Below are 26,222 nucleotides of genomic sequence, written 5' to 3'. Positions count from 1 at the left end.
CCCTTGTTCTACGGTGGTTTCGATGACTGAGATCAGCACCGAACGGCTGACCCTGCGCCGCTACCGCGAGTCCGACTACGACGACCTCCTGAAGCTGCAGTCGAACCCGGAGGTGGCCAGGTTCCTGCTGTACGACGTGCGCTCGCCCGAGCAGGTGCGCGAGGGGCTGGCCAAGCGGCTGGCCGACGTCCCGATGGACGCGGACGGTCAGGCGCTGACGTTCGCGGTCGTCCTGACCGAGACCGGTCAGCACCTCGGCGAGGTGACGCTGTTCGTGTACTCGGCCGAGCACCGCGCCGGCGAGATCGGCTACGTGTTCCACCCGGAGTCCGGCGGGCGTGGGTACGCCGCCGAGGCCGCGAAGGAGCTGCTCCGGATCGGCTTCGAGCAGTACCGGATGCACCGGGTGATCGCCCGGCTGGACGCCCGCAACACCGGCTCGGTGAAGCTGCTCGAGCGGCTCGGGATGCGCCGCGAGGCGCACTTCGTCCGCAACGAGTTCCTCAAGGGCGAGTGGACGGACGAACTGGTCTACGCGCTGCTCGCCGACGAGTGGCCAGACAAGAAGTAACCACGGCGACACGTCAGCCGTTACACATTCACGACAGGTGCCCTATCGTCGGAGAGTATGACCCCTGTCACCCGCAGTACCGCCCTGCTGCTGACCTCCGCCGTGCTCGGCAGCCTCGTCATCTCGCCGTCGGCCGCAGCCCCGCCGGAGGAGCGCCGCGACATCGGATACCACCAGTGGACGTCGCCGCTGGACTTCCTGGCCGGCCAGCACCAGGGCACGTCGATGGCCGGCGGCAACCTGGTCTTCCGCAAGCCCACCGGTACGACGGCGTACGTCGACCCGTTCGGCGACGGCACCGCCAAGACCTACGAGCAGGCCAGCTGGGTGTCGCCGGAGGTGCGGCCCGGCTTCGGCCTGACCGAGTTGGTCGCCTCCTGGAACGCCACCACCCCGGCCGGCACCTGGATCGAGGTGTCGATGTCGGGTCGCTCCGACCTGGGGACGAGCACCAAGTGGTACGTGCTCGGCCGCTGGACCAGTGGCGACGACAGCATGCACCGCACGTCGGTGCCCGACCAGGAGGACGCCGTCGGCGATGTCGCGGTCGACACCTTCGTGGCCAACGACGGGCACTCGCTGGATCGCTGGCGGCTCAAGGTGACCCTGTTCCGTCAGGCCGGGAGCCGGCAGGCCCCAGTGGTCCGCTCGGTCGGCGCCATGGCGTCGCGGCTGCCTGACGCCGAGACCGTGCCGGTCAGCCAGGGCGGTGGCGCCTGGGGCAAGGTGCTGGACGTTCCGACGTACTCGCAGGAGACGCACATCGGGCACTACCCGCAGTGGGACAACGGCGGCGAGGCCTGGTGCTCCGCGACGTCCACCGCGATGGTGCTGGACTACTGGCGAGCCGGACCGAGCAAGCGCGAGACCAGCTGGGTCGACCCGGCCGACGCAGACCCGCAGGTCGACCACTCGGCCCGGATGGTCTTCGACTACGACTACGACGGCGCCGGGAACTGGCCTTTCAACACCGCGTACGCCGGAACGCGCAAGGTGGACGCCTTCGTCACCCGGCTGCGCTCGCTGACCGAGGCCGAGCAGTTCATCAAGGCTGGCATCCCGCTGGTCGCGTCGCTGTCGTTCGAGAAGGACGAGCTGCCCGGCGCGGGCTACGGGACCAACGGGCACCTGATGGTGATCGTCGGCTTCGACCGCAACGGCAACGTCGTCGTCAACGACCCGGCCTCGCACCTGATCAAGAGCAACGACGAGGTCCGGACGACGTACGACCGGAAGGCGTTCGAGAACGCCTGGGTGCCGCACTCGGGCGGACTGGTCTACGTCATCCACCCGAGCTGGAAGCAGCTGCCCCGGGCCGGAGCCCAGGACAACTGGTAGTCAGCGAGTGAAAAGGGCCCCGGTCAGGTTGGTGGTGAGGTTCCGCAGCGAGTCGGGCAGGTGCTGCAGGTGCCAGCCGCGGGGCCCGCGGTACCACGGGAAGCCCTCGTCCTCGTCGTCGTCCGCGTCGGTGGCGACGAGGGCGTCGATCCAGCGCTCCGAGCCGCCCAGGACCACGGCGTACGGGAGGGCGCGCGAGCAGAGCTCGACGTGCTGGTCGCTGGGCAGCTCGCTGACGTCCATCTCCAGCAGCTCGCCGCGGATCGCCGCGACCTGGCCGAGCACCCGCCCGGCGGCCGGGGCCTTGGCAGGCATGTGCCGGCCGATCACCAGCAGGCCGACGCCGACAGCGGTGACGGCGATGCCCAGCAGACCCCAGGTGCTGAACAGGGCGAGCAGGACGATCAGCACGACGCCCAGCACGGTCAGGCCGAGCCCGACGGTGGTCCACAGCGAGCGGGTCCGGTCCGGGCGCTCGGTGAACCAGCCGCGCTTCACGACGCCGTCGTACAGGGCGTCCTGGACCTGGCCGAGGTTCGCCCGGACCTGCGGGCCGAGCTCGGAGACCAGGACCGTGTCGTTGTCGCCGAAGATCGCGCGGACCAGGACGTTCTCGTAGCGCTGCAGCTCCTCCGAGGGCGCGTTGGCGACCCGCTTGAGCTGCCAGTCCGGCCGGGCGTACTCGTTCGCGTGCTCGAGCTCGGTGATGGTCAGGTGGCCGCGGACCGCCAGGTCGATGATGGTGGCGGTCACGTCGACCGGGTCGATCCGCTCGTCGATCAGCGTGCCGACCTCGCCGGGCCGCAGGTCGGCCGGCGGGGTGAAGTCGATCCGGGTGTCCTGGCCGAGGCTGAACAGCGACGCCGGGACGACGCGGCTCGGGTCGACCTGGTCGCGGCCGCGGAGCCGGTACAGCGCGAGCAGGGCGCCGGCGCCGAGCAGCAGCACGAGCAGCGCCGTGATCAGCTGGGCGGCGTCGGTGGAGAAGGCCCGCGCGAAGGTCTTGCGGTACTCGACGATCGAGTTCGCGGCGATCTCGCCGGAGGGGAAACCGACCGTCATCCGGACCGTGTTGCCCGGCGGCAGGCCCTGCTGGCGGAACGTCGGGCCGGCGGTCTCGCCGAGCTGGGCCAGCGTGCACGGGTGGTTGCTGTCCACCGCGCCGGCCACGCAGAACACGTGCGAGACCTCGGGGGTGCTGTAGACGATGTTCGCGTCCTGCACGGTGTACGACAGGCCGGTCAGCGGCGCGAACCGGACCTCGGTGCCGTTCAGCGTGCTCGCGACCGCGCCGCGCACGGTGTAGGTGAAGTCCAGCTGCGCGTCGCCGCTGACGTCCTCGACCGCGATCGAGGTGATGTCACCGTCGACGCTCTGCTCGGCCTTCTTCGTCTCGCCGCCGGCCTTGACCTGCAGGTCCTCGATCTTCTGCACGTGGTCGACGTCGTCGGGCAGGTGGTCGCGGGTGAGCAGGAACCGGGTGAAGGTCCCGGTCACGTTGCTCAGCTTCCACGTCTCGGAGACCTTCAGGGCGCCGTCGCGGTCGACCCGGATCTCACTGTCGTAGTTGGTCACCACCGGGTCGGCGGCAGCGCGCAGACCGGACGCGCCGGCCTGAGCACCGGTCACGACCAGGATTCCGAGAGCGCACAGGGACACCCCGAGCAGACGTAGACGCATCGCCCAATCACACCGTATCGAGAGGGTCAGGAAGGTCGGTCCCCTGCGGTACGACGTGCAGCGGCCGCTTGCAGGGGCACCTTACCGGTACTCGTGCCTGATGCAACGATTCCGGCAGGTGGACCGGGCCGGACCCGTGGGCGGGTCGCCCCCGGACTCGGATAGCGTCTGGCGGGTGCGGCTTCGCCCCGAGCCGCGTGCGACCGCCGGCGGGGCGCTGGAGAGTGTGCGTGTCCGACAACCAGTGGGGACCTCCTGGTCAGTACCCGCAGCAGCCACCGCAGGGGCCGTACCAGCCACCTGGTCAGTACCCGCCACCGCAGTACGGGCAGCAACCGCCGTACCAGCAGCAGCCGCAGTACGGCGGGCAGCCGCCGTACGCCGGTCCGCCGCAACAGGGCGGGCCGATGCAGCACGGGCAGGTGCCGCCGCCCGGTCCGCTGGCGCCGCAGCCGTGGCAGACGCAGCCGCACTACACCGCCCGCCCGCCGATGCAGCAGCTCCCGCACGGCATGGGCTGGGGCGCTCCGCCTCCCGGCGGGCCACGGCCGCCGAAGAAGAAGAGCAAGGCGATCTGGTTCATCGCGCCGCTGATCGTCGTCGCGGTCGCGTTCGTCGGCCTGCGGATCGTCAGCATCGTGCTGAAGAGCAACGGCCCGGACGACTACTCCAGCCCGACCGTCCCGGTGTCGACGTACTCGCCGACCAGCGACCCATCGGTCAGCCCGACCGGTGAGCCGACCAGCGTGCCGACCGCGCCGCGCACCACGCAGCCGACGGTGACCCGGCCGACCGCGCCGCGGACCAGCACCACCACTCCGCCGGTCAAGCGCGGCCCGACCGACTACGAGATCGTCAGCCGGAACCGGATCTACTCGACCGGTGTGATGGCCGGCACCGGCTGCAAGGAGAGCGGCGCCCGCCCGGCCAACACCGCCGGCGCCAACCGGAACTACGTCCAGCTGAAGGCCTGCCTGGCCCGCGCGTGGACGGCGCAGGTCCGCCGCTCCGGCGCGACCTTCCGCCAGCCGACCGTGGTCAGCTTCACCGGCACGGTCCAGTCGCCGTGCGGCGGCACGATGAGCGACACCGGCCCACCGTTCTACTGCAGCGCCAACGAGACCATCTACATGAACCTGCGCGAGGACATCGGCAACTACGGCCGGTACGACAAGGTCTGGGCGCGGATGTGGATGCTGCACCAGTTCGCGCACGAGTACGGGCACCACATCCAGCACCTGACCGGCATCCTGCAGGCCAACCACGACATGCGCTACGAGGCCCCGGACCGGACCACCGCGCTGGAGATGACCCGGCGGCTGGAGCTGCAGGCCTCCTGCTTCAGCGACGTGTTCATCGGCGCCAACCGGCGGACCTACCCGGTCACCGGCCGGGCGCTGTCGCAGTGGCGGTTCCTGATCGTCAACGTGACCGACTACGGCAACGACCACGGCGACGCCCCGAACCACCAGTACTGGGCGCTGCGCGGGTTCAACAGCCGCAACCCGGGCGCCTGCAACACCTTCACGGCCCCGTCGGCACGCGTCCGCTAGCGCGTCGGCGGGGTCGTCACGGATGATCACCCCAGCAATGTGCTGACGTGGCCGGGTGGGGATGGATAGCCTGGCCGTCCGGATCACGCCCTGTGTGTCCCGGGGGGATGAGGAACAACCGTGTCTGACCAGGACTGGAGCGCACCACCAGGAGCACCGCCGGGACCGATGCCCGACGGGTCGATACCGCTCTATGCCAGTTACCCGCTACCCGGTACGCCGGGTGGCGGTCCCGCGTTGCCGCAGGTGGGTTGGGGGCCCGAGCTCGGCGGCGGCCGGTTCCGGCACGGCGGTCCGCCGCGCAAGCGCCGTACCGGCCTGCTGGCCGGACTGCTGCTGCTCGGTGGGGTCGGTGTGCTCGTGCTGATCAGCGCGGTCGCGCTCCGCGAGAGCAGCGCGCCCACGGTCGCGCCGTCGTACGGGCCGGGGTTCGCCCCGACCAGCGCGACCGCTACGCCGACGGCGCCCGACGACAGCTCCTCAGGAACCCCTGGAGTGCCCGGAGCGTCGCAGCGGAATGCAGCGATCGTCCAGACCGACGGGTTCTACCGCAGCGGGGTGCAGAAGACGGTGAACTGCCGCGAGCCGCAGATCCCGCTGGCGACCGCGGCCGCCGTGCAGAGCTACTACGCGAACCTGATCGGCTGCCTGAACCGGGCCTGGACGCCGCTGGTGAGGGCCGGACAGGACGAGTACGCCGCACCGCGGGTGATCTTCTGGGCCGGTACCGTCCAGTCACCGTGCACCAGTTCGTCGCCGACGTCGTTCTACTGCGCGGCGAACCGGACGCTCTACCTGAAGTACGAGGACGACATCAAGCTGTGGAACCGGGCGGGTGACGCCGCCAACCGGTCCTTCTCGCGGATGTGGGCCTCGTACACGGCGGGGCACGAGTTCGGGCACCACCTGCAGCAGCTGGCCGGGATCCTGCCGGCCGCCGCGCAGCTCGAGTACGACGCGCCCGACCAGGACGCCCGGCTCGAGGTGAGCCGGCGGATCGAGCTGCAGGCGTCCTGCCTGGGGGCTGCCTTCCTGGGGGCCAACCAGGCGTCGTACGGGATCACCGGGCTCGATCTGACCATCTACCGGCGTTACGTCGAGGCGCAGACCGGGGATGAGAACAACCGTGGCGGCCCACGGGACCACGGGGCGCGGGTCAGTCACCAGTACTGGACCGCGCGGGGCTTCAACACTGTCAACAGCGCGAATTGCAACACGTTCACGGCTTCGGCCAGCAAGGTCTCGTGAGGAGTATCGATGTCGGACAACTGGAATCCACCCCCTGGGCGGGAGCCGTCGGAGCCGGAGGGCGAACAGCCCGAAGGCAACCCTGGCACGCCCCCGCGGGATGGCCAGTCGCCCCGCTGGTGGACTGAGTCCACCGACAAGCCCGATGAATACCTGAAGCCCGGCAGCCAGCGGGAGGACAAGGTCGCCCCGCCCCCGACCGAGCCGCCCGCCGCGCCGCAGTGGTACACCCCCGGCCTCGGCGACCAGCCGCCGGCCGGTCAGCCGAGCAACCCCGGCTGGAACCTCCCGCCACAGCCGGCCACCCCACCGCGCGGCCAGCACTCGGCCCCGCCACCCACCGCTCCCCGCCCGAGCAACACCAGCGGCTACCGCTCCCACACCGGCACCGGCAACACCCCGCCGACCGGTGGACAGGGGAACGCCGCCGGGCCAGCGAACGCCGCCGGGCCAGCGAGCGCTGCCGGGCCGGCGAACGCCGGTGCGCCGGGCGACCGCCCGGCCGGGGCGAGCTGGAGCCAGGGCACCCCACCGAGCTCCGGCGCGCACGCAGCCGGCCGCCCGCCGAGCGACGGGGCGCAAGGCCCGGCTGCCTCCGGCGGGGCGCAGGGACCCGCCTCAAGCGGTCGCGGCGGCCCGCAGGGGCCTGCTCCGACGGGTCCTGTTCAGTCCGCCGGTGGTTTCACCGGCTCCTGGCCGAGCAGCTCCACCGGTCCCGTCCAGCCTCCGCCGTCCGGGGGCTGGCCTGGGCCTAACACCGGGCCGCAGCAGCCGCAGAGCCCGTGGTCGACCGGTGCAGCTGGTGGGGGTGGCTGGCAGCAGCCGCCGAACGGGCCTCAGGGTGGTCAGCCGAGCTGGCAGTACCCGCCGATCCCGATTCCGAAGCCGCCGGGCCCGGGGCGTCGCCGCAAGCCGCGGACGCTGTCCAAGGGTCTGCTGATCATGCTGGTCGCGCTCGCCGTCCTCGTGGTCGGCTCCGGTGTGACCGTCGCGCTCAAGCTCACCGGTGACGACACCCCAACCACCCCGGTCGCCGTCGACTCCCCGTCGGAGACGCCGAGCGAGACCCCGAGCGAGACGCCCAGCCTGACGCCCTCGCCGACGCCCACCCCGACGCCGACGCGGAAGCCCCCGCCGAAGCCGCGGCAGCCCACGCCGTACGAGACGGTCGCCAAGAACAAGATCTACTCGGTCGGCGTCCTGCAGCCGACCAAGTGCGTCGAGCCGCCGTACCGGCCGACGACGTTCGCCGCGACCAAGGCGTACTACCAGCGGATCCTGCCCTGCCTGAACCGCACCTGGTACCTGGCGCTGAAGAAGGCCGGCCTGCCGTTCCGGGCGCCGCACCTGATCGTCTACGCGAACACGGTGAAGACCCCGTGCGGCACCGAGCGCGGCACCCGCGGCTACTACTGCGGCGCGAACGAGGCGATCTACATGCCGTTCAACGTCGACTACAACAACTACAAGATCAACCCGAACTACACCCGGGCCTGGATGCTGAACACGATCGCCCACGAGTACGGGCACCACGTCCAGCAGCTGACCGGGATCTTCCGGGCCAGCTTCGCCCGGCAGGCGACGATGGCCGACCCGAACCTGCGGCTGCTGGAGTCCCGGCGCCGCGAGCTGCAGGCGGCCTGTTTCGGCTCGGCCTACCTCGGGGCGAACGCGCCGTTCATCCCGATGCGCGGCGACCTGCTGAACAACTGGAAGTTCGCCGTCGCCAACGCCGGCGACGAGTTCAGCAAGCCGAAGGTCCGCGACCACGGGTCGAAGGTGAACCACAACCGCTGGTCGACCCGTGGCTTCACGTTCAAGAACCCGATCTACTGCAACACCTTCAGCACCAACCCGCAGTACACGAGTTAGTCAGAAGAGGCGGCGGGACGCGGTCAGCGTCCCGCCGAACGTGGTGACGAAGCTGCTCAGCGACTCCCCGATGTCGGACAGGTGCCAGTTCTCCGGGCCGGAGTACCAGCCGATGCCGGCGTCGGGGTCGTCGTCGTCATCGGTCGCGGCGATCTCCAGCGCCCACTTCTCGGTCAGCCCGAGCACAGCGGCGTACGGCAGGCAGCGGGACGCGAACTCGAGCCGGTGGCTCTGCGGGAGGCTGGCGGAGGTCTCCTCGGCCAGGTACCGCTGCAGCCCGCCGACACGACCCAGTACGGCGGCGCCGCGCGCTGTCCGCGCCGGAGCGACCTGTCCGGCCAGCGACAGCGCCACACCGGCCAGGATGACCGCCAGGCCGACCAGCCCGAACTTGGTGACCACGGCGAGCACGATCGTCAGCACCACACCAGCGCCGACCAGCACCAGACCGGCGGTGATCCAGCGGTTCCGTACGGCGTCCGGCCGGCTGGCGAACCAGCCCTGCGTGACGACGTCGGCGTACAGCTGCTCGCGAACCAGGTTGAGCCGGGGCCGCAGCGCGTTGCCGAGCGTGGACACCTGGACGGTGTCGCCGTCGGCGAAGACCGCGTCGAGCAGGGCCTTCTCGTACGGCAGCAGCTCGGGCCCGCCCTGGTTGAGCCGGACCAGCTGCCAGTCGTGCCGGCCGAACTGCGTCTCGCGAGGCAGCTCGACGATCGTCAGGTAGTTGCGCACGGCAAGGTCCAGCAGCGTCGCGGTGATGTCGACGACGTCGGCCGACTCGTCGACCACGGTGCCGACCTGGCCGGGGCGGATCCCGTCCGGCGCGGCGAACTGCGGCCCGTCGGTCCCGTCCAGCACCGGACGCTCGGTCGCACCGGATCCGGTCTTGCCCGCGTCGCGGCCCTTGAAGAACCACAGCGCGGCGGCGCCCAGGACGCCGAGCCCGAGCAGCAGCGCGCTCAGCCCGACCGTCGAGGAGTCGGCGGTGAACGCGTGGTGCAGCGACCAGCGCGTCTTGAACTCGGCGTTCGGCGTGACCGTCGCCTGGCCGCTCAGCCCGGTCAGGAAGGTGACGCGGCCACCGGCCGGGACCTGCAGCTGCTCGATCACGATCTCGGCCGACTCGCCCAGCTGGAACGAGGTGCACGGCATGCTCGACCCGATCCGGCCGGCGAAGCAGGTCACCCAGGTCGCGAACGGGATGTTGACCGACAGCGTCGCCTTCGGGACCGCCGTACCGAAGCCCTGGAGGATCGGCCAGCTGACCTCGCGGCCCTCGGTGGAGTCGGCGACGACGTTGTCGACCTCGTAGCTGTAGACGATCTTGGACTGGCCGGACGTGTTCACCGACAGTTCCCGGCCGTTGTCGATCTCCTTGTCGCTGAAGCCGCCGGCCGGCTGGCCGTTGACCGTGGCCGACACGTTGCTGACCTCGTAGACCCGGTCGTCGTCGGCGTTGGAGCGGACCCGCGTCGCGAGCGTGCGCACGAAGGTGCTGCCCCCGGCCGCGACGTCGACGGTCTCCTTGACCTGGAGCACGCCCTCCCCGGTGAGCGTCGCCTCGGCGGCGTACGCCGTGATCTGGTCGCCGGCCGCCTGGGCCGGCAGCGCGCCCACGGCAACGAACGGGACCGCGAGCGTGACGAGCAGGGCAGCCGGTAGGAGGCGGCGCTTCAGTGACATGGGGTGAGAGTAGTCTCGGGGCGGTTCGCCCAGCGAACCCGCTACGACCTGCCACCGGCACAGAAGGGGACCTGCGTCCAGTGAGCAACCCGTACGACCACAACCGCCCCCAGGACCGGCCGCAGGGCTACCGCCCGCCTGCCCCGCCGCCTGGTGTGCTGCCTCCGCCGCAGCCGGGCCAGTGGCAGCAGCAGCCTCCGCAGCAGTGGCAGCAGCCGCAGTACCAGCAAGGCCAGTACCCGCAGGGTCAGTACCCGCAGCAGGGCCAGTACCAGCAGCCCGGTCAGTACCCGCAGTACCAGCAGCCGTACTACGGCGGACCGAACCACTTCAACGGCTTCCAGCCGCAGCGGCGGCGGCCCAGTGCCGCGCGGTACATCGTGCTCGGGATCTTCGCGCTCGCCTTCATCGGCGTCACCCTCGCGGTCGTCGGCTCGGTCCTGACCGGCGGCTCCGACACCACCGCGATCCCGGAGAACAGCGGCCCGTCGATCGTCCCCACCGCGACCACCAAGCCGGACAAGGGCACCGCCGAGGACTACCTGGTCAACAGCACGCTCTACACCGCCGGCGGCCTCGGTGAGGTGGACTGCCCGGCCGAGAAGCTCGGCGACGGCAGCCTGGCGGCGCAGAAGGTCTACTACCAGAAGCTCTTCAAGTGCCTGAACGACGCCTGGCGCCCGGCACTGAACAAGATCGGCGTGAACAAGCCGGACCCGGGCCTGGTCGTGTTCGACAAGCCGGTGAACACGCCGTGCGGTCAGTTCAAGCCGCTGTCCGGCCGGGTGCTCGCCTTCTACTGCTACGGCAACCAGGTGATGTACACCGACGTGCTGCAGATGAACAAGGCGTTCGGGCCCAAGGAGGACCTGGCGTACCTGATGACCATCGCGCACGAGTACGGCCACCACATCCAGGGTGTCACCGAGCTGTTCTACGCGCGGGCCTACTACCTGCAGGACCACCCGAGCCAGAAGCTGGAGAGCTCGCGCCGCAACGAGGTGCAGGCGTCCTGCCTGGGCGGGGTGTTCAGCCGGGCCGTGGAGAAGAGCTACCCGTTCAGCAAACGCATGAAGGAGTTCGAGTTCCAGGCCAGTCACAGCTTCGGCGAGTCCGAGGACACGCCCGCCGACGAGCGCACCCACGGACTGGCCAGCACCCAGGGCTTCTGGATCATGAACGGCTACAACATCGGCGAGACCAAGGCCTGCAACACGTTCGCGGCGCCCGCGAGCCTGGTGAAGTAGCCACGCGCGTGGCGCGAGGTTAATTCGTCGTTCAACAGATCGCAGTATCATCCGGCCCGTGACGTTGCGACGGGGGGACAGTGCGCCACCCGAGCGCACCCTGGTGGACATCCTGCACGAGACGGCCGCGCGGTACCCCGACGATCCCGCGCTGGACGACTCGCACGTCAGCCTGAGCTACCGCGAACTGCTGGCCGAGGTGAGCCGGTTCGCGGCCCGGCTGACGGCGCTCGGAGTCGGGCCGGGCGACCGGGTCGGCGTCCGGATCTCGTCCGGGCACAACGACCTGTACGTCGCGATCCTGGGCACGCTGCAGGCCGGGGCGGCGTACGTGCCGGTGGACGCGGACGACCCCGAGGAGCGCGCCGAACTGGTCTTCGGCGAGGCGGCGGTCGCGGCGATCGTCACCGACGGCTTGGAGATCACCAGCAAGCGCGCGGGCGGTCCGGACGAGGACGGGTACTACGACTTCCCGTACTCCGCGCGGATGGATCAGCCTGGTGAGACCGGTGGGCCGGTTCCGGCGACCGACGGGCCGACGCCCGACGACGACGCCTGGATCATCTTCACCTCCGGCTCGACCGGCGTCCCGAAAGGCGTCGCCGTCACGCACCGCTCGGCGGCGGCCTTCGTCGACGCCGAGGCCCGGATGTTCCTGCAGAAGGAGCCGATCGGTTCCGACGACCGCGTGCTGGCCGGCCTCTCGGTCGCGTTCGACGCGTCCTGCGAGGAGATGTGGCTCGCCTGGCGGTACGGCGCCTGCCTGGTGCCCGCGCCGCGTTCGCTGGTCCGCAGCGGTATGGACCTCGGCCCGTGGCTGGTCGCGCAGGGCATCACCGTCGTCTCGACCGTCCCGACGCTGGCCGCGCTCTGGCCCGCGGACGCGCTGGACGCCGTACGGCTGCTGATCTTCGGCGGTGAGGCCTGCCCGCCCGAGCTGGCCGAGCGGCTGGCGATCGACGGCCGCGAGGTGTGGAACACCTACGGCCCGACCGAGGCGACCGTGGTCGCGTGCGGTGCACCGCTGACCGGTGAGGGTCCGGTCCGGATCGGCCTGCCGCTGGACGGCTGGGACCTTGCCGTTGTCGATGCCCAGGGCAACGAAGTGGCCGAGGGCGAGATCGGCGAGCTGATCATCGGCGGCGTCGGCCTGGCCCGGTACCTGGACCCGGCCAAGGACGCCGAGAAGTTCGCGCCGATGCCGTCGCTGGGCTGGGAGCGCGCGTACCGCAGCGGCGACCTGGTCCGCAAGGACGAGGCCGGCCTGATCTTCCAGGGCCGCGCCGACGAGCAGATCAAGCTCGGCGGCCGCCGGATCGAGCTGGGCGAGGTCGACGCCGCGCTGCAGGCACTGCCGGGTGTCTCGGGCGCGGCTGCCGCCGTACGGACCAATGCCGGAGGCAACCAACTGCTGGTCGGCTACGTGGTCGCGGACGAGTCGTTCGACCAGAAGGCCGCCTCGGAACGCCTGCGCGAGGCGCTGCCGGCCGCGCTGGTCCCGCTGCTCGCGATCACCGACACCCTCCCGACGCGGACGTCCGGCAAGGTCGACCGCAACGCGCTCCCCTGGCCGTTGCCCGGTATGGACAGCGACGGCCCGGCCGCCGAGCTCGACGGTACGGCGGGCTGGCTGGCCGAGCGGTGGACGGCGGTGCTCGGCGCCAAGGTCACCGGCCCGGACAACGACTTCTTCCTGCACGGCGGCGGCAGCCTCGCCGCGGCCCAGCTCGTCTCGGCCCTGCGCGAGCGGTACGCCGAGATCACCGTCGGCGACATCTACGAGTACCCGCGGCTCGGCGCGCTGGCCGACCGGCTGGACTCGTCGACCGCGACGTACGAGCCGGTGGAGGTCCGTGAGATCAGGCCGACGCCGCCGGGCACGCAGCTGCTGCAGACGGCGCTGACCCTGATCCTGCAGACCGTCGTCGGCGCGCGCTGGCTGGTCTACCTGTTCACGCTGAACAACGTGCTCGCGCTGACCGCCGGCGACCACCCCTGGATGCGCACCGTGTCCTGGTGGTGGATCCTCGTCGGCTGGCTGCTGCTGATCACCCCGGCCGGCCGGATGGGCATCGCGGTCGTCGGCGCCCGCATCCTGCTCCGCGGCCTGAAGCCAGGCGTCTACCCACGCGGCGGCAACGTGCACGTCCGCCTCTGGGCCGCGGAGAACCTGGCCGATGCCGCCGGTGCCGCGAACCTGGCCGGCGCACCCTGGATCGCGTACTACGCCCGCGCGCTCGGCGCGAAGATCGGCCGCGGCGTCGACCTGCACACGCTGCCACCGGTGACCGGGCTGCTGACGATGGGCCGCGGCGCCTCGATCGAGCCCGAGGTCGACCTGTCCGGGTACTGGATCGACGGCGACCAGCTGCACGTCGGCGCCGTCCAGGTCGGTGCCGAAGCAGTGATCGGCTCCCGCAGCACGCTGCTGCCCGGTGCGGAGATCGGCCGCGGCGCCGAGATCGCCGCCGGGTCCGCGGTCTCCGGCAAGGTCCCGGCGAACGAGCGCTGGTCCGGCTCCCCCGCCAGCCGGATCGGTCGCGCCCGGCGCCCGTGGCCCGAGGAGCGCCCGGCCCGCGCACCCTGGTGGGTGCTCGCGTACGGCGCTGCCTCGGCGCTGATGTCGCTGCTCCCGGTCGCCGCCGCCGTTGCCGCGATCGTCGTACTGGGGAACTACATCCAGGGCACCGAGTCGCTCGGCGACGCCGCGCTGAAGGCGCTGGCCGCGGTGCCGCTGATGACACTGGTCGGTTTCGTGACGCTGGCGGTGCTGACGCTGATCGGCGTCCGGGTGCTCGGGCTCGGGATCAAGCCGGGGCACTACCCGGTGCGCAGCCGGATCGGCTGGCAGGTGTGGGCGACCGAGCGGCTGCTCGACTCGGCCCGGACGCTGCTCTTCCCGCTGTACGCGAGCCTGCTGACGCCGTGGTGGCTGCGCGCGCTCGGCGCGAAGATCGGCCGCGACGTCGAGGCGTCGACCGTGCTGCTGCTGCCGAAGATGACCACCGTCGGTGACGGCGCCTTCCTCGCCGACGACACGATGATCGCGTCGTACGAGCTGGGCGGCGGCTGGCTGCACGTGGCCGGCGCGAAGGTCGGCAAGCGCGCCTTCCTGGGCAACTCGGGGATGACCGCGCCGGGCCGCTCGGTGCCGAAGAACGGGCTGGTCGCCGTCCTGTCGGCCGCTCCGAAGAAGTCCAAGGCCGGTACGTCGTGGCTCGGCAGCCCGCCGGTGAAGCTGCGCCGGCAGGCCGTCGCGGGCGACCAGAGCCGGACCTTCAACCCGCCGTACCGGTTGAAGGTGGCGCGGGCGCTGGTCGAGCTGTGCCGGTTCGTCCCGATGATGTGCACGGTGCTGATCGCGCTCGGTGTGCTGTTCGCCCTGCAGGCGCTGGACGTCTGGATCGGGCCGTGGTGGACGCTGCTGCTGTCCGGCGCGGTGATCCTGGCCGCGGGCGCGGTCGCGGGCGGGATGGCGACGGTCGCCAAGTGGGTGATCGTCGGCCGGACCCGCGCCGTCGAGTACCCGCTGTGGAGCTCGTTCGTCTGGCGCAACGAGGTCGTCGACAGCTTCGTCGAGCTCGTCGCCGCACCCTGGTTCGCCAACGCCGCCGCCGGTACGCCGGTGCTGGCGCTCTGGCTGCGCACGCTCGGCGCGAAGATCGGCAAGGGCGTCTGGTGCGAGACGTACTGGTTGCCGGAGGCCGATCTGATCACGCTCGGCGACGGTGCCACGGTGAATCGCGGGTGCGTGCTCCAGACGCATCTGTTCCATGACAGGGTGATGTCCATGAGTACCGTCACCTTCGCCCCGGGATCGACGCTCGGACCGCACGGGATCGTGCTGCCGGCCGCATCGGTCGGTGCGGGCGCCACCGTCGGCCCGGTCTCGCTGGTGATGCGCGGCGAGAGCGTCCCGGCCGGGACCCGCTGGGCCGGCAACCCGATCGCACCCTGGCAGGGTTGATGGTCGCCGGCGCACAGAGCCGGGGTGAGCAGGGCGCGGACACGGCAGGTGACCCGTACGTCCCCTCGCACGGCAACGGCGGCTACTCCGTCGAGCACTACGAGCTCGACCTCGACTACCGGGTCAGCAGCAACCGCCTGACCGGCAAGGCCACCATCACTGCCGTGGCGACGCACGCGCTGTCGCGGCTGTCGCTGGACCTGGTCGGCCTGCGGGTGGCCAAGGTGCTGGTCAACGGCCGCCGCGCGGCCCGCTACGCGCACCGGTCCGGCAAGCTGCACGTCACGCCCGCCGCGGTGATCCCCGACGGCGCGGAGTTCGTCGTCGACGTCCAGTACTCCGGGAACCCGGCACCGGCCGACAGCCCGTGGGGCGAGCTCGGCTGGGAGGAGCTGACCGAGGGCGTCATCGTGGCCAGCCAGCCCAGCGGCGCCGCCACCTGGTTCCCCTGCAACGACCACCCCGGCGACAAGGCGCACTACCGGATCACCGTCACCACCGACTCGCCGTACCACGTGGTGGCGAACGGACGGCTGGTGTCCCGGCGTACGAAGGCCAGCCGGACCAGCTGGGTCTACGACCAGGCAGCGCCGATGGCGACGTACCTGGCGACCATCCAGATCGGCCGGTACGACGTACTGGAGCTGGCGGCGTCACCGGTCACCCAGCGGGCGGCGCTGCCGCAGGCGCTGATCAAGGACTTCCGCACCGACTTCGGCCGGCAGCAGGACATGATGAAGGTGTTCTGCGCGCTCTTCGGGCCGTACCCGTTCACGGCGTACACGGTGGTGGTGACCGACGACCCGCTGGAGATCCCGCTGGAGGCGCAGGGCATCTCCGTGTTCGGCAGCAACCATGTGGACGGCCGGCGCGGGTCGGAGCGGCTGGTGGCGCACGAGCTGGCCCACCAGTGGTTCGGCAACAGCCTGACTCCCGCGACGTGGCAGCACATCTGGCTGAACGAGGGCTTCGCCTGCTACGCCGAGTGGCTGTGGTCGGAGGAGTCCGGTGGGCTGTCGGCCAACCAGCAGGCCTCGCGGGCTCACAGCAGGCTGTCCGGGCTCGACCAGGAGCTGGTGCTGTCGGACCCCGGGCCGGACCTGATGTTCGACGACCGGCTCTACAAGCGCGGTGCGATCACCCTGCACGTGCTGCGGTTGCAGCTCGGTGACGAGACGTTCTTCGACCTGCTGCGGACGTGGACCCGGACGTACCGGCACGGCTCGGTCACGACCGAGGACTTCATCTCGCTGGCCGTGTCGGTTGCTCCTGACCCCGACTCCGTGCGGGAGCTCTTCGCTGCGTGGCTGGACGAGGCCGAGCTGCCACCGTTGCCCAAGGCCCCTCGCCGGCGGCGCTGACTCACGGCCTGGCCGCAGCGACGGCTGCAGCCACGAAGCGTTCCAGCAGGACCGACCGCTCGACCCACGCGACACCGATCCACCAGCTCGCGGCCTTGCCGGGGATCGGGATCAGGTCGACGGCCTGCGGGCTGATCGCCGCAGCACTCACCGGTACGACGGCAGCGCCGACCCCGGCGGCGACGAGCGCCAGGACGGTCTGCAGGTCGTCGGCCTCCTGCAGCACGCGCGGGCGGCAGCCGAGCTCGTCGTACAGGCGGTTGATCTGGGTGACGAGGCCCGGGCCGCGGGCTGATCGCAGGCTGACGATCGGCCGCTCGTCGAGCCAGGCGCCGAACTCGGCCGCCGTCGACGGCGGCTTGGCTGTGGACTTGGCCGGGACCGCGAGCGCCAGCCGGTCCTGACGGAGGCGGCGGACGCTGATCCCCTCCGGTGCGGGCAGCCGGACGAAGCCGACCTGCAGGGTTCCGCCGAGCAGCCGCTCGCACTGCACCGCTGACGACATGTCCTCCAACGAGACCTCGACGCCTGGATGCCGGCGGCGGAACAACGCGACCGCCTGCGGTGCGACCTGGATGCCGGACAGGCCGAACCCGACCGCCAGCGTCCCGTCCGCCCCGGCCGCGACCGACACCGCCCGCCGCTCGAAGGCGTCGGCCCGGGCGAGCAGATCGAGGGCGTCCGGCAACAACGCCTCCCCGGCCGTCGTCAGCCGGGCGCCCTGGCGACCGCGGACGAACAACGTCGCGCCGACGCGGCGCTCGAGCAACTGCAGCTGTTTGGTGACGGCCGGCTGACTAGTTGCCAGCTCACTCGCTGCAGCGCTCACGTTGCCGGTCCGCGCCACCGTGGCGAAGGTCCGGAGCAGCCGCAGTTCCATAACCACAGGATATGGATAAACCTGTGGATATCATTGGACGGCATGCTCGATCCGGCGGAATCCTGGACTTCCAGCCCTGAGGAGAAGCCGATGCCGCGTGTTGCCGTCGTCCAGTTCGAGGCCGTCCCGGACGCTCCGGACGCCAACTTGTCCACAGTCCGGCGTCTGGCCGAGGAGGCTGTGGACAACGGTGCCGAGCTGGTGGTGTTCCCCGAGCTCCGCCTGCTCGGCTACTGGCATCTGCGCCGGCACAGCGCCGTACGGCTGCACGAGCTGGCCGAGCCGCGGACCGGTCCGCTGGTGTCGGCCGTCCGCGCGCTGGCGGGTGAGCTCGGCGCGGGGATCGGCGTCGGCTTCCTGGAGTCCGACGGGGGCCGGCTCTTCAACGCGTACGCCGTGTGCCTGCCGGACGGCTCGGTCCACGTGCACCGCAAGCTGCACGCGTTCGAGCACGAGGCGATCTCGAGCGGGGACAGCTACACCGTGTTCGAGACGCCGTGGGCAACGGTCGGCGTGCTGATCTGCTGGGACAACAACCTGGTCGAGAACGTCCGCGCCACCGCCTTGCTCGGGGCAACGGTCCTGATCGCGCCGCACCAGACCGGCGGGACGAACTCGGTCAGCCCGTACGGGATGAAGCCGGTCCCGCTCGCGGTCTGGGAGCACCGCGCCGAGGACCCGGCGGCGGTCGAGGCCGCGTTCAACGGGCCGAGCGGGCGCGGCTGGCTGATGCGCTGGCTGCCGGCGCGGGCGCACGACAACGGGATGTTCGTGCTGTTCAGCAACGGGGTCGGCCGCGACGACGACGAGGTGCGGACCGGGAACGCGATGATCATCGACCCGTACGGGCGGATCGTCGCCGAGACGCCGGTCGCCGACGAGGCGGTGGTGGTCGCCGACCTCGACCTGGAGCTGGTGCCGACGTCGACCGGCCGCCGCTGGCTGCGCGGGCGGCGCCCGGAGCTCTACGGCCTGCTCACCGAACCTCGCGGCGACGAGCTGGGGATCAGGGAGGTCAGGTTCGGCCGCACCGAAGGGTGACGCCGCAGCGGTCGCTCAGAAGATGATGGCGGTGGCGATCGCGGCGATGCCCTCGCCGCGGCCCGTCAGGCCCAGCCCGTCCGTCGTCGTCGCACTCACCGACACCTCGGCGTCGATCGCCGCGCTCATCGCCTTCTCCGCCTCTTCCCGGCGGGCAGCGAACCGCGGCCGGTTGCAGACCACCTGCACGGCGACGTTGCCGATCTCGTAGCCGGCGGCACGCACCCGGCGCGCGGCCTCGGCCAGCAGCGTCGCCCCGGACGCGCCGGCCCACTCGGGCTCCGACGTACCGAAGTTGGAGCCGAGGTCACCGATGCGGGCCGCGGACAACAACGCGTCGCAGACCGCGTGCGCGGCCACGTCGCCGTCGGAGTGCCCGGACGGCCCCGAGGTCTCCTCGGGCCAGTGCAGCCCGGCGAGCCACATCTCACGGCCGGCCTCCAGGGGGTGCACGTCGATCCCGGTGCCGACCCGTGGTGGTCTCACTGTTGCTGCCTCTCCGCCAGAATCCACTCGGCCAGCAGCAGATCGCGCGGCCTGGTCACCTTGAACGCGTCCTCGGACCCCTCGACGGTCTGCACGGTGACGCCGAGCCGCTCGCACAGCATCGCGTCGTCGGTCGCCCCGGCACCGCCGCCGGAATGGGCCCTGCGCAACAACTCCGGGTCGAAGCCCTGCGGCGTCTGGACGGCGACCAGCGCCGACCGGTCCGGCGTCTCGACCACCTCACCGGACGGCCCGACCCGCTTGATCGTGTCGGTCACCGGGATCACCGGGACGACGGCCGGAGCACCACCCCGGACAGCGTTGACGACGCGCTCGATCACCGCGACCGGGACGAACGACCGGGCCGCGTCGTGCACGAGCACGCAGTCGATCCCGTCGACCGGGACCAGCTCGAGCGCGGCTTTCACCGAGTCGGTGCGCTCGGCACCGCCCGCGACGATCCGCAGGTCGGCGGCACCGACGTACGGGTCGAGCAGCTTGGTCACGAACTCCTCGGTCCCCGGCGGGACCGCGACGACAAAGCACGAGAGGCCGGCGGCGGTCGCTGCGAACAGTCCACGCACCGCGTGGACCAGCAGCGATTCGCCACCGACCTCTCGTAACGCCTTCGGTGCCTCACCACCGAGCCGCAACCCGAGACCGGCCGCCGGGATGATTGCCGCGGTGCTCATCGCGAGCCCACGCAGGGCGGTACGGTCACGGGATCCGGATCGGTTCTGACCTGGAGTGGGTCAGGAAGCGAGGACCTCGTCGAGGATGGCTTCCGCCTTGTCCTCGTTGGTGTGCTCGGCCAGGGCCAGCTCGGAGACGAGGATCTGACGTGCCTTCGCCAGCATCCGCTTCTCACCCGCGGACAGACCGCGGTCACGCTCACGGCGCCACAGGTCGCGGACGACCTCTGCCACCTTCATCACGTCACCGGAGTGCAGCTTCTCCAGGTTCGCCTTGTAACGTCGCGACCAGTTGGTCGGCTCCTCCGTGTGCGGCGCCCGCAGCACGTCGAAGACGCGCTCCAGACCAGCCTGATCCACGACGTCACGCACGCCGACGAGATCGAGGTTGCACGCGGGGACCCGGACGACCAGGTCGTTCTGAGCGACGATCCTCAAGACCAGGTAGGTCTTGTCCTCACCTTTGATCTGACGGGTCTCGATGTCCTCGATGACGGCCGCACCGTGATTGGGGTAAACAACCGTCTCGCCGACTGTGAAAGTCATATGTCACGTGCCCCTTTCCGAGACCAATACTACCACGCAGTCGCTGGTCCGGCCGGGGCGTTTGCGCTGGTCAGAGCCCTGTTCCCGCCTTGACAAACGCTGTCCGGCATGCCTCGCGCGCGGGATTTGGTTGCCCGGGACACCGCCCGAAGGTGGAGCCGCCGTCGGGCCGCGGGCGCCCGGTCGCTACGCTTTGCTGCGCCGGAGGCCGCAGCCTGACGGCGTCCACAGCTTGCAGGAGAGGGATTCCAGTGCCCATCACGTTGCCCCCGTCGGCGATCCGCCGCGCAGCCGCGGCCGGCGCCACCGTCACGCTCAGCCTCGCACTGGCGGCCTGCGGCGCGAACTTCAACGCGCAGACCATGAAGCCGTACCAGCCCGCCGAGGGCACCAACGCGTCGTCGGGCTCGATCGCCGTCCGCAACCTGATGGTGCTGGCCGCCGAGGACGGCGCCGGCGAGCTGCACGCCGCGGTCGTGAACACGGGCAAGACCGACGACACCCTGGTCTCGATCGCCTCCGAGCCGGCCGCCGCGCCGCCGCAGGCCGAGGAGGGCACCGAGCCGGCCGAGCCGCCGGCCACCGTCACGGTCGGCAACGTCCGCCCGATGACGCTGGCCCCGGGCGCGTCGCTCACCCTGCCGCCGTCCACCGGCAAGCCGTTCACCGTCACCGGCGGCAAGCCCGGCGCGATGATCACGCTGACGCTGACCTTCGCCAAGGCGGCCCCGATCACCGCGCACGTCCCGGTGCTCACCACCGACCACTTCACCCCCACCCCGCGCGACGACGCGGCGGAGGAGAGCCACGGCTGACCGGCAGTACGCCGTACGGGCCGCCTCCGAATCACCGGAGGCGGCCCGTCGGCTTTCGTGGCAGGACGCGGTCGCGCACCACTTGAGGGCCAGGCCCGTGCGGAGCTGGTTCTGGATCAGCTCGCCGACGGTGCACAGGAATGTGCCGGCCCACCACCTACAAGTCGGGTGAGGCGCGGCGGTCACACTTTCGACCAGGTGATCGGCTGACAAGCGCGCGAACGGGCCGTCCCGGCGCGGGGCGGCCCGTTCGGCGTACGGCGTCCTGTGGCCCAGGGGCGCCGTACGGGTGTGGTCCCTCCGGGCGGCGGATCGGTCGCTGCCGTGGGGGACCTCCGGCGGGCTCGGTCCTGTGCGAGCGGCCCGCGCGGAGCTCAGTTCGCGGCGGCGGCCGCCTTCGCCAGACCGGGGACGATCCGGTCGATCACCCAGGGCACGGACAGCACGCTGACCGAGCTCATCCCGGAGATCACCTGCTGGTCCTCCAGCACGTACGCGCTGCCCTTGCGCACCGAGGGAAGCGCCGCGTAGACCGGGTCGGCCGCGAACTTCGCCGCCGTCAGCCCGTCGACGTACGCGACCAGCACATCGGCGTCGACGTCGGCGACCTTCTCCTTGCTGATCGTCAGCGCGAACTCCTTCTTCGCGTTCGTCTGCTCCAGCTTCTGCACGCCGGGCGCGTTCACGAAGCCCATCTCGTTCAGGATCTGCACCCGCGGATCCCCCGGCATGTACACGTAGTTGTCGGCCCCGAACGACCCGACCGCGATCGTCTTGCCCTTGAACTCGGGGTGTTCCGAGGCCACCTTCGCGACCCGGTCCTTGATCCCGGCAATCAACCGGTCGGCCTCGGCGGCCTTCCCGAGCGCCTGGCCGATCAGCGTGGTCTGGTCCTGCCACGTGGTCTGCCAGGGCGCGCCCGGGTACGCGACGGTCGGCGCGATCCCCGACAGCGTCTTGTAGACCGTCTCGTCGAAGCCCTCGTACGGCGCCAGGATCACGTCCGGCTTCAGCGCGGCGATCTTCTCGTACGGGTAACTGTCGGTTGCGTCGAGCAACGTCGTCTTCGACGCGTCGAACTCGTCGGCGTCCCAGGCGGTGACGCCGTCCTTCGTCGGCCCGTAGGTCACCTTCGGCATCCCGACCGGCGTCTCGCCGAGCGCGTACACGACGTCCTGGGCGTTCCAGCCGAGCGTCACGATCCGCTGCGGCTTCGCCTTGATGGTGGTCTCGCCGAAGGTGTTCTTCAGCGTCACCGGGAAGCCGGAACCGGCGTCGGCGGCCGGCGCGTCCTGGTCACCGGCGGCACCTCCGCACGCCGCCAGCGTCGTCGTGGCCAGCACCGCGGCGACCGCGAGCAGGACTCCCCGGGGCGAGCGGGAACGACGGGACCACGCCATGGCACAACTCCTCAGTCGGACAGCAACTAAGGACAGCCTAAGCTAACCCACCGGCGGGGCGGCCGGTGGGGTGTCAGGCCTCGAACTTGTAGCCCAGCCCACGCACCGTCACCAGGTGCGCCGGGTTCGACGGGTCCTTCTCGAGCTTGGACCGCAGCCGCTTCACGTGCACGTCCAGGGTCTTGGTGTCCCCGACGTAGTCGGCGCCCCAGATCCGGTCGATCAGCTGCCCCCGGGTGAGCACCCGGCCGGTGTTGCGCAGCAGCATCTCGAGCAGCTCGAACTCCTTCAGCGGCAGCCGGATCTCGGTCCCGGACACCGTCACCACGTGCCGCTCGACGTCCATCCGGACCGGGCCCGCCTCGAGCGTGTCCGGCAGCAGCTCGACGTCCGCGCCGCGGCGCAGCACCGCCTTGATCCGGGCCAGCAGCTCCCGCGGGCTGTACGGCTTGGTGACGTAGTCGTCGGCGCCCAGCTCGAGCCCGACCACCTTGTCCACCTCGGTGTCCTTGGCGCTGACGATGATCACCGGCACGTTGCCCCGGGTCCGCAACGCCCGGCAGACCTCGGTACCGGACAGGCCCGGCAGCATCAGGTCGAGCAGGACGATGTCCGCGCCCGCCCTGTCGTACTCGTCCAGAGCGTCCGGGCCCGTCTCCGCGACGGCGACCTCGAAACCCTCCTTGCGCAGTACGTACGACAGCGCGTCGCTGTAGCTCTCCTCGTCTTCGACGACCAGCACTCGGGTCACGAAGCTGTCTCCTTTGCACTCTGCTGACCTGACGGGGTGGGCGTCAGGGTGATGGCCGGGACCTCCTGGCCGGAGGCACCGGTCGGTTGCCCGGTCGCGGGATCGAGCCGCAGCGGGAGCCGGACGGTGAAGGTGGAACCCTGGCCCTCGACACTCCAGACCCGCACGTCGCCACCGTGGATCGAGGCGATGTGCTTGACGATCGACAGGCCCAGCCCGGTGCCGCCGGTCTCCCGGCTGCGGGCCCGGTCGACCCGGTAGAAGCGTTCGAAGATCCGTTCCAGGTCGCTGCTCGGGATGCCGACGCCCTGGTCGGACACGGTCACCTCGACCAGGTCGCCGATCGGGTGCGCGGCGACCGCGACCCGGGTCCCGTCGGGGCTGTAGTTGACGGCGTTCTCGACCAGGTTGCCGATCGCGATCGCCAGCTGGTCCTCGCTGCCCATCACCTCGAGGTCGGGGTCGGTCTTCACCACGATGCTGATGTCGCGGTCCTCGGCGTCCACCCGGCAGCGGTCCACCGCGGCGTCGATCACGCCGTTGATGTCGACCGGGCCCGGGTTCTCCAGCGGGTCGTCGCCCTGCAGCCGGGACAGCTCGATGATCTCCTTGACCAGGCGGCTCAGCCGCGACGCCTCGATCCGCATCCGGCCGGAGAACCGCTGCACGGCCTCGGGGTCGTCGGAGGCCTCCGAGACGGCGTCGGCGAGCAGGATCAGCGCGCCGATCGGGGTCTTCAGCTCGTGGCTGACGTTGACCGTGAAGTCGCGCCGGATCGCCTCCAGCCGGCGCTCGCGGGTCCGGTCCTCGACCAGGACCAGCACCAGCTGGCTGCCGAGCGGGGCGACCCGGGCGCTCACGTACTGGGTGGCCCCGAGCCGGCCGCGGACGATCTCGAGGTCCTGCTGGCGGATCTCGCCGTCACGGCGTACCGCGCGGACCATCGTCAGCAGGTCGTCGACGACCAGCCGCTCGCCGCGGACGATACCGAGCACGTGCGCCGGGGCGCTGGCCTGCAGGACCTGGTCCTCGGGGCCCATCACGACCGCGGAGGACCGCAGTACGGACAGCACGGTGGCGACGCCGCTGGGGACCGCCGGGTCCGGCGAGACCGGGACCTTGGTCTGGGAACGCTCACTCAGCACCATCGCACCGAGCGAAAGCAGAGCCAGGGCCGCGCCGATGACGCCGCCCAGCACCGCAGCCAGCGTGGGGTCCACGTCATCGATGCTACGCGGGGAAACCACCGGGAAAGACCGAATGAGCACCGGATGACCGGAACGCGTCCTAACTGTTCATCACGCGTTCACCACTCGTCGCCGATCGGCAACCTCGACGCCGTACGGTCCACGGTGGGCGGGTACTGGACCGTGCCCGCGCCCCCTTCCGGCCCGGATCGAGCCGGACAGCACAGATCGGATGCAGAATGCGCGACACCTACCACGAGCAGCTCGACGACATCCTCGCCGAGCTCGAGCGGATGACCAGGACGGTGTCGACCGCTGTCCGGCGGTCCACCACCGCGCTGCTGAGCGCCGACATCCGGCAGGCCGAGGAAGTCATCGCCGCCGACATCCAGCTGGACGCCGCCGGTGAGGGCGTCGAGGAGAAGGTCTTCGAGCTGATGGCCCGGCAGGCGCCGGTCGCCAACGAGCTGCGGATGCTGGTCGCCGCGCTGCGGATGGTCGCCGACCTGGAGCGGATGGGCGACCTGGCCGCGCACGTCTCCAAGATCGCCCGGCTGCGTTACCCCGCGGCCGCGATCCCGGCCGACCTGCACGACACCATCCAGGAGATGTCGACCGTCGCGGGCAAGATGGTCGACGCCGCCGGCGACGTGATCAAGTCCCACGACGTCACCGCGGCCGGCAAGCTGGAGTCCACCGACGACGAGATGGACAAGCTGCGCAGCAACCAGTTCCGCCTGATGATGGACGACTCCTGGCCGCACGGCGTCGAGGTCGCCGTCGACATCGCCCTGCTCGGCCGCTACTACGAGCGCATCGCCGACCACGCGGTCTCGATGGCCCGCCGCGTCGTCTACCTGGTCACCGGCGAGCTCCCGGTCGCCGTCGGCGGCACAGCTGCCGGCTCGGGCGCGGGGGCTTCCACTCCGTCCCCGAACGGCAACAACTGACCGTTCCGAGCTACCACCGGGTGGTCGCAGGCATCGCCTGCGGCCACCCGTTTCTCATGGGCCTTCCGGCTGGGTGATCGGTTCGGTGGTGACGAGGGCGGCCAGGACCAGTGGGGCGTCGCCGTCGCTGTGGCCGATGGTGGTGGCCAGCCAGCGGTTGCTGGGGAGAGGGCCCCACACGTGCAGGTCGCCGTACAGGTCCTGGCGGAAGAGGGCGTCGAAGAGGGGCTCGACCGGCTGGTCCATCTGCCAGCGGAGGAGGGGGCCGTGGAGCTGGATCACGCGGTGCGGGCCCCAGTGGGTCTCCAGGGTTTTGGTGAGTACGGCGAGGTGCTGGGCGCCGGTGTCGGTCGCGTCGGACCAGGCGGTATCGTACAGGCCGGTCAGGGACTCGCCCTCCCAGAGGGGGACGATGCGGAAGCCGGCGCCGGTGGTGGCGGTCCACTCGCCGGTGGCGGGGTCGCCCTCGCCGGTGGTCGGGCCCGCCTCGGGGACCGGTGCGTCCGCGAGGGCCACCACCTCCGCGGCGGCTCGGGTGGGGTCGAAGGTCTCTCCAGCGCGTGAGCTCACGCGCTCACCCTTCCATTCGAGAGGGGCGGTCGCTCGCTGTCCGGTCCTCGGGACTGTCCGGATTCGTCCGGGATGTCCGTACGACGGCCCGTGGCGACCGAGAGTGGTCGCGGGTCGTCGCCCTGCGGCCCGGGTGAGGGGAGGGTTGATGTTCTTCTACCAGGACTTCCCGTCGGGTACGGCGGACAGCGTTCAGCAGATGGAGCGGCAGCTGCTCGACCGGGCGCTGGACCTGCTGGCGGAGCAGCGACGGGTGGAAGCTCAGCTGGAGCGGCTGCAGGAGGAGAACCCGTGGCTGTCGGGGGCCCTGTCCGGGTGATGTCAGCGCCGGTGTCAGGACGGCGACCGCCCGGTGTCAGCGGGGCTGGCGAGAGTACTCGA

22 protein-coding genes are annotated in these 26,222 nt (G+C 71.0%); 12 read left to right on the top strand and 10 right to left on the bottom strand.

Annotated elements, in window-relative coordinates:
• The first annotated feature begins 22 nt into the window (after window positions 1-22).
• Together ACZ6Z4_RS03445 and ACZ6Z4_RS03440 are read left to right on the top strand one after the other, a co-directional pair.
• Complete coding sequence (locus tag ACZ6Z4_RS03445; RefSeq protein ID WP_465557677.1) at window positions 23-571, top strand: GNAT family N-acetyltransferase; 549 nt, start codon at window positions 23-25, stop codon at window positions 569-571.
• A gap of 57 nt (window positions 572-628) precedes the next feature.
• Window positions 629-1,909, top strand: coding sequence for a peptidase C39 family protein (locus tag ACZ6Z4_RS03440; RefSeq protein WP_465557675.1), 1,281 nt, complete (start codon window positions 629-631; stop codon window positions 1,907-1,909).
• Here the strand turns inward: ACZ6Z4_RS03440 and ACZ6Z4_RS03435 are convergent, their stop codons facing one another.
• On the bottom strand, window positions 1,910-3,589 hold the full coding sequence (locus ACZ6Z4_RS03435; protein WP_465557673.1) for a DUF2207 family protein: 1,680 nt from the start codon (window positions 3,587-3,589) through the stop codon (window positions 1,910-1,912).
• Between the two features lie 230 nt (window positions 3,590-3,819).
• Between ACZ6Z4_RS03435 and ACZ6Z4_RS03430 the strand changes: the two genes are divergently transcribed.
• From ACZ6Z4_RS03430 to ACZ6Z4_RS03420, 3 genes are all read left to right on the top strand, one after another.
• A complete protein-coding gene (locus ACZ6Z4_RS03430; protein WP_465557671.1) occupies window positions 3,820-5,142 on the top strand; it encodes a neutral zinc metallopeptidase in 1,323 nt (440 codons plus the stop codon).
• A gap of 120 nt (window positions 5,143-5,262) precedes the next feature.
• Window positions 5,263-6,390, top strand: coding sequence for a neutral zinc metallopeptidase (locus ACZ6Z4_RS03425; RefSeq protein ID WP_465557669.1), 1,128 nt, complete (start codon window positions 5,263-5,265; stop codon window positions 6,388-6,390).
• A gap of 9 nt (window positions 6,391-6,399) precedes the next feature.
• Window positions 6,400-8,262 carry a neutral zinc metallopeptidase gene (locus ACZ6Z4_RS03420; protein WP_465557667.1) on the top strand — a complete coding sequence of 621 codons (1,863 nt, stop codon included), beginning with the start codon at window positions 6,400-6,402 and terminating at the stop codon, window positions 8,260-8,262.
• Here ACZ6Z4_RS03420 and ACZ6Z4_RS03415 read toward each other — a convergent pair whose 3' ends face one another.
• On the bottom strand, window positions 8,263-9,948 hold the full coding sequence (locus tag ACZ6Z4_RS03415; protein ID WP_465557665.1) for a DUF2207 domain-containing protein: 1,686 nt from the start codon (window positions 9,946-9,948) through the stop codon (window positions 8,263-8,265).
• Between the two features lie 80 nt (window positions 9,949-10,028).
• Between ACZ6Z4_RS03415 and ACZ6Z4_RS03410 the strand changes: the two genes are divergently transcribed.
• From ACZ6Z4_RS03410 to ACZ6Z4_RS03400, 3 genes are read left to right on the top strand one after another with little or no spacing between them, the layout of a single operon-like run.
• A complete protein-coding gene (locus ACZ6Z4_RS03410) occupies window positions 10,029-11,195 on the top strand; it encodes a neutral zinc metallopeptidase (protein ID WP_465557663.1) in 1,167 nt (388 codons plus the stop codon).
• Between the two features lie 58 nt (window positions 11,196-11,253).
• On the top strand, window positions 11,254-15,162 hold the full coding sequence (locus ACZ6Z4_RS03405) for a Pls/PosA family non-ribosomal peptide synthetase (protein ID WP_465557661.1): 3,909 nt from the start codon (window positions 11,254-11,256) through the stop codon (window positions 15,160-15,162).
• Window positions 15,162-16,523 carry a M1 family metallopeptidase gene (locus tag ACZ6Z4_RS03400; RefSeq protein WP_465557659.1) on the top strand — a complete coding sequence of 454 codons (1,362 nt, stop codon included), beginning with the start codon at window positions 15,162-15,164 and terminating at the stop codon, window positions 16,521-16,523. Before ACZ6Z4_RS03405 ends, ACZ6Z4_RS03400 begins: the two co-directional genes overlap by 1 nt.
• A 1-nt stretch (window position 16,524) precedes the next feature.
• Here the strand turns inward: ACZ6Z4_RS03400 and ACZ6Z4_RS03395 are convergent, their stop codons facing one another.
• The gene (locus tag ACZ6Z4_RS03395; protein WP_465557657.1) at window positions 16,525-17,403 is read right to left on the bottom strand and encodes a LysR family transcriptional regulator; all 879 of its coding nucleotides are present in this window, start codon (window positions 17,401-17,403) and stop codon (window positions 16,525-16,527) included.
• Window positions 17,404-17,493: 90 nt separating this feature from the next.
• Here ACZ6Z4_RS03395 and ACZ6Z4_RS03390 point away from each other — a divergent pair, with 90 nt between their 5' ends.
• Window positions 17,494-18,444 carry a nitrilase family protein gene (locus ACZ6Z4_RS03390; protein WP_465557654.1) on the top strand — a complete coding sequence of 317 codons (951 nt, stop codon included), beginning with the start codon at window positions 17,494-17,496 and terminating at the stop codon, window positions 18,442-18,444.
• 15 nt (window positions 18,445-18,459) lie between these two features.
• Here ACZ6Z4_RS03390 and ispF read toward each other — a convergent pair whose 3' ends face one another.
• Genes ispF through ACZ6Z4_RS03375 form a run of 3 tightly spaced genes read right to left on the bottom strand, consistent with a single transcriptional unit; the run spans window position 18,460 to window position 20,168 of the window.
• On the bottom strand, window positions 18,460-18,930 hold the full coding sequence (gene ispF, locus ACZ6Z4_RS03385) for a 2-C-methyl-D-erythritol 2,4-cyclodiphosphate synthase (protein ID WP_465557652.1): 471 nt from the start codon (window positions 18,928-18,930) through the stop codon (window positions 18,460-18,462).
• Window positions 18,927-19,622: a 2-C-methyl-D-erythritol 4-phosphate cytidylyltransferase gene (gene ispD / locus ACZ6Z4_RS03380; protein ID WP_465557650.1), complete on the bottom strand. Its 696-nt coding sequence runs from the start codon at window positions 19,620-19,622 to the stop codon at window positions 18,927-18,929. The genes ispF and ispD overlap by 4 nt, the downstream gene beginning before the upstream one ends.
• Before the next feature lie 60 nt (window positions 19,623-19,682).
• Window positions 19,683-20,168 carry a CarD family transcriptional regulator gene (locus tag ACZ6Z4_RS03375; protein WP_012918679.1) on the bottom strand — a complete coding sequence of 162 codons (486 nt, stop codon included), beginning with the start codon at window positions 20,166-20,168 and terminating at the stop codon, window positions 19,683-19,685.
• 251 nt (window positions 20,169-20,419) lie between these two features.
• On the opposite strand from ACZ6Z4_RS03375, the gene ACZ6Z4_RS03370 reads away from it, so the two are divergent.
• Window positions 20,420-20,983, top strand: a complete 564-nt coding sequence (locus ACZ6Z4_RS03370; RefSeq protein WP_465557648.1) for a copper chaperone PCu(A)C domain-containing protein — start codon at window positions 20,420-20,422, stop codon at window positions 20,981-20,983.
• Between the two features lie 374 nt (window positions 20,984-21,357).
• Here the strand turns inward: ACZ6Z4_RS03370 and ACZ6Z4_RS03365 are convergent, their stop codons facing one another.
• The 3 genes from ACZ6Z4_RS03365 to ACZ6Z4_RS03355 form a co-directional block, all read right to left on the bottom strand.
• Complete coding sequence (locus ACZ6Z4_RS03365) at window positions 21,358-22,383, bottom strand: iron-siderophore ABC transporter substrate-binding protein (RefSeq protein ID WP_465557646.1); 1,026 nt, start codon at window positions 22,381-22,383, stop codon at window positions 21,358-21,360.
• A 73-nt stretch (window positions 22,384-22,456) separates the two neighbouring features.
• The gene (locus tag ACZ6Z4_RS03360; RefSeq protein ID WP_077017430.1) at window positions 22,457-23,134 is read right to left on the bottom strand and encodes a response regulator transcription factor; all 678 of its coding nucleotides are present in this window, start codon (window positions 23,132-23,134) and stop codon (window positions 22,457-22,459) included.
• Complete coding sequence (locus ACZ6Z4_RS03355) at window positions 23,131-24,354, bottom strand: sensor histidine kinase (protein WP_465557643.1); 1,224 nt, start codon at window positions 24,352-24,354, stop codon at window positions 23,131-23,133. The genes ACZ6Z4_RS03360 and ACZ6Z4_RS03355 overlap by 4 nt, the downstream gene beginning before the upstream one ends.
• A 206-nt stretch (window positions 24,355-24,560) precedes the next feature.
• On the opposite strand from ACZ6Z4_RS03355, the gene phoU reads away from it, so the two are divergent.
• Entirely contained in the window at window positions 24,561-25,271 is a 711-nt protein-coding gene (phoU, locus tag ACZ6Z4_RS03350; protein ID WP_465557641.1) for a phosphate signaling complex protein PhoU, read from the top strand.
• Between the two features lie 54 nt (window positions 25,272-25,325).
• Here phoU and ACZ6Z4_RS03345 read toward each other — a convergent pair whose 3' ends face one another.
• Window positions 25,326-25,841 carry a hypothetical protein gene (locus ACZ6Z4_RS03345; RefSeq protein WP_465557639.1) on the bottom strand — a complete coding sequence of 172 codons (516 nt, stop codon included), beginning with the start codon at window positions 25,839-25,841 and terminating at the stop codon, window positions 25,326-25,328.
• Window positions 25,842-25,989: 148 nt separating this feature from the next.
• Between ACZ6Z4_RS03345 and ACZ6Z4_RS03340 the strand changes: the two genes are divergently transcribed.
• Entirely contained in the window at window positions 25,990-26,160 is a 171-nt protein-coding gene (locus ACZ6Z4_RS03340; protein ID WP_465557637.1) for a hypothetical protein, read from the top strand.
• Window positions 26,161-26,222 lie beyond the last annotated feature (62 nt).

Source organism: Kribbella sp. NPDC104740 (genome assembly GCF_055583505.1).
Note: the sequence above shows the minus strand (reverse complement) of the source record. Positions and strands in the feature narration are given on the sequence as shown.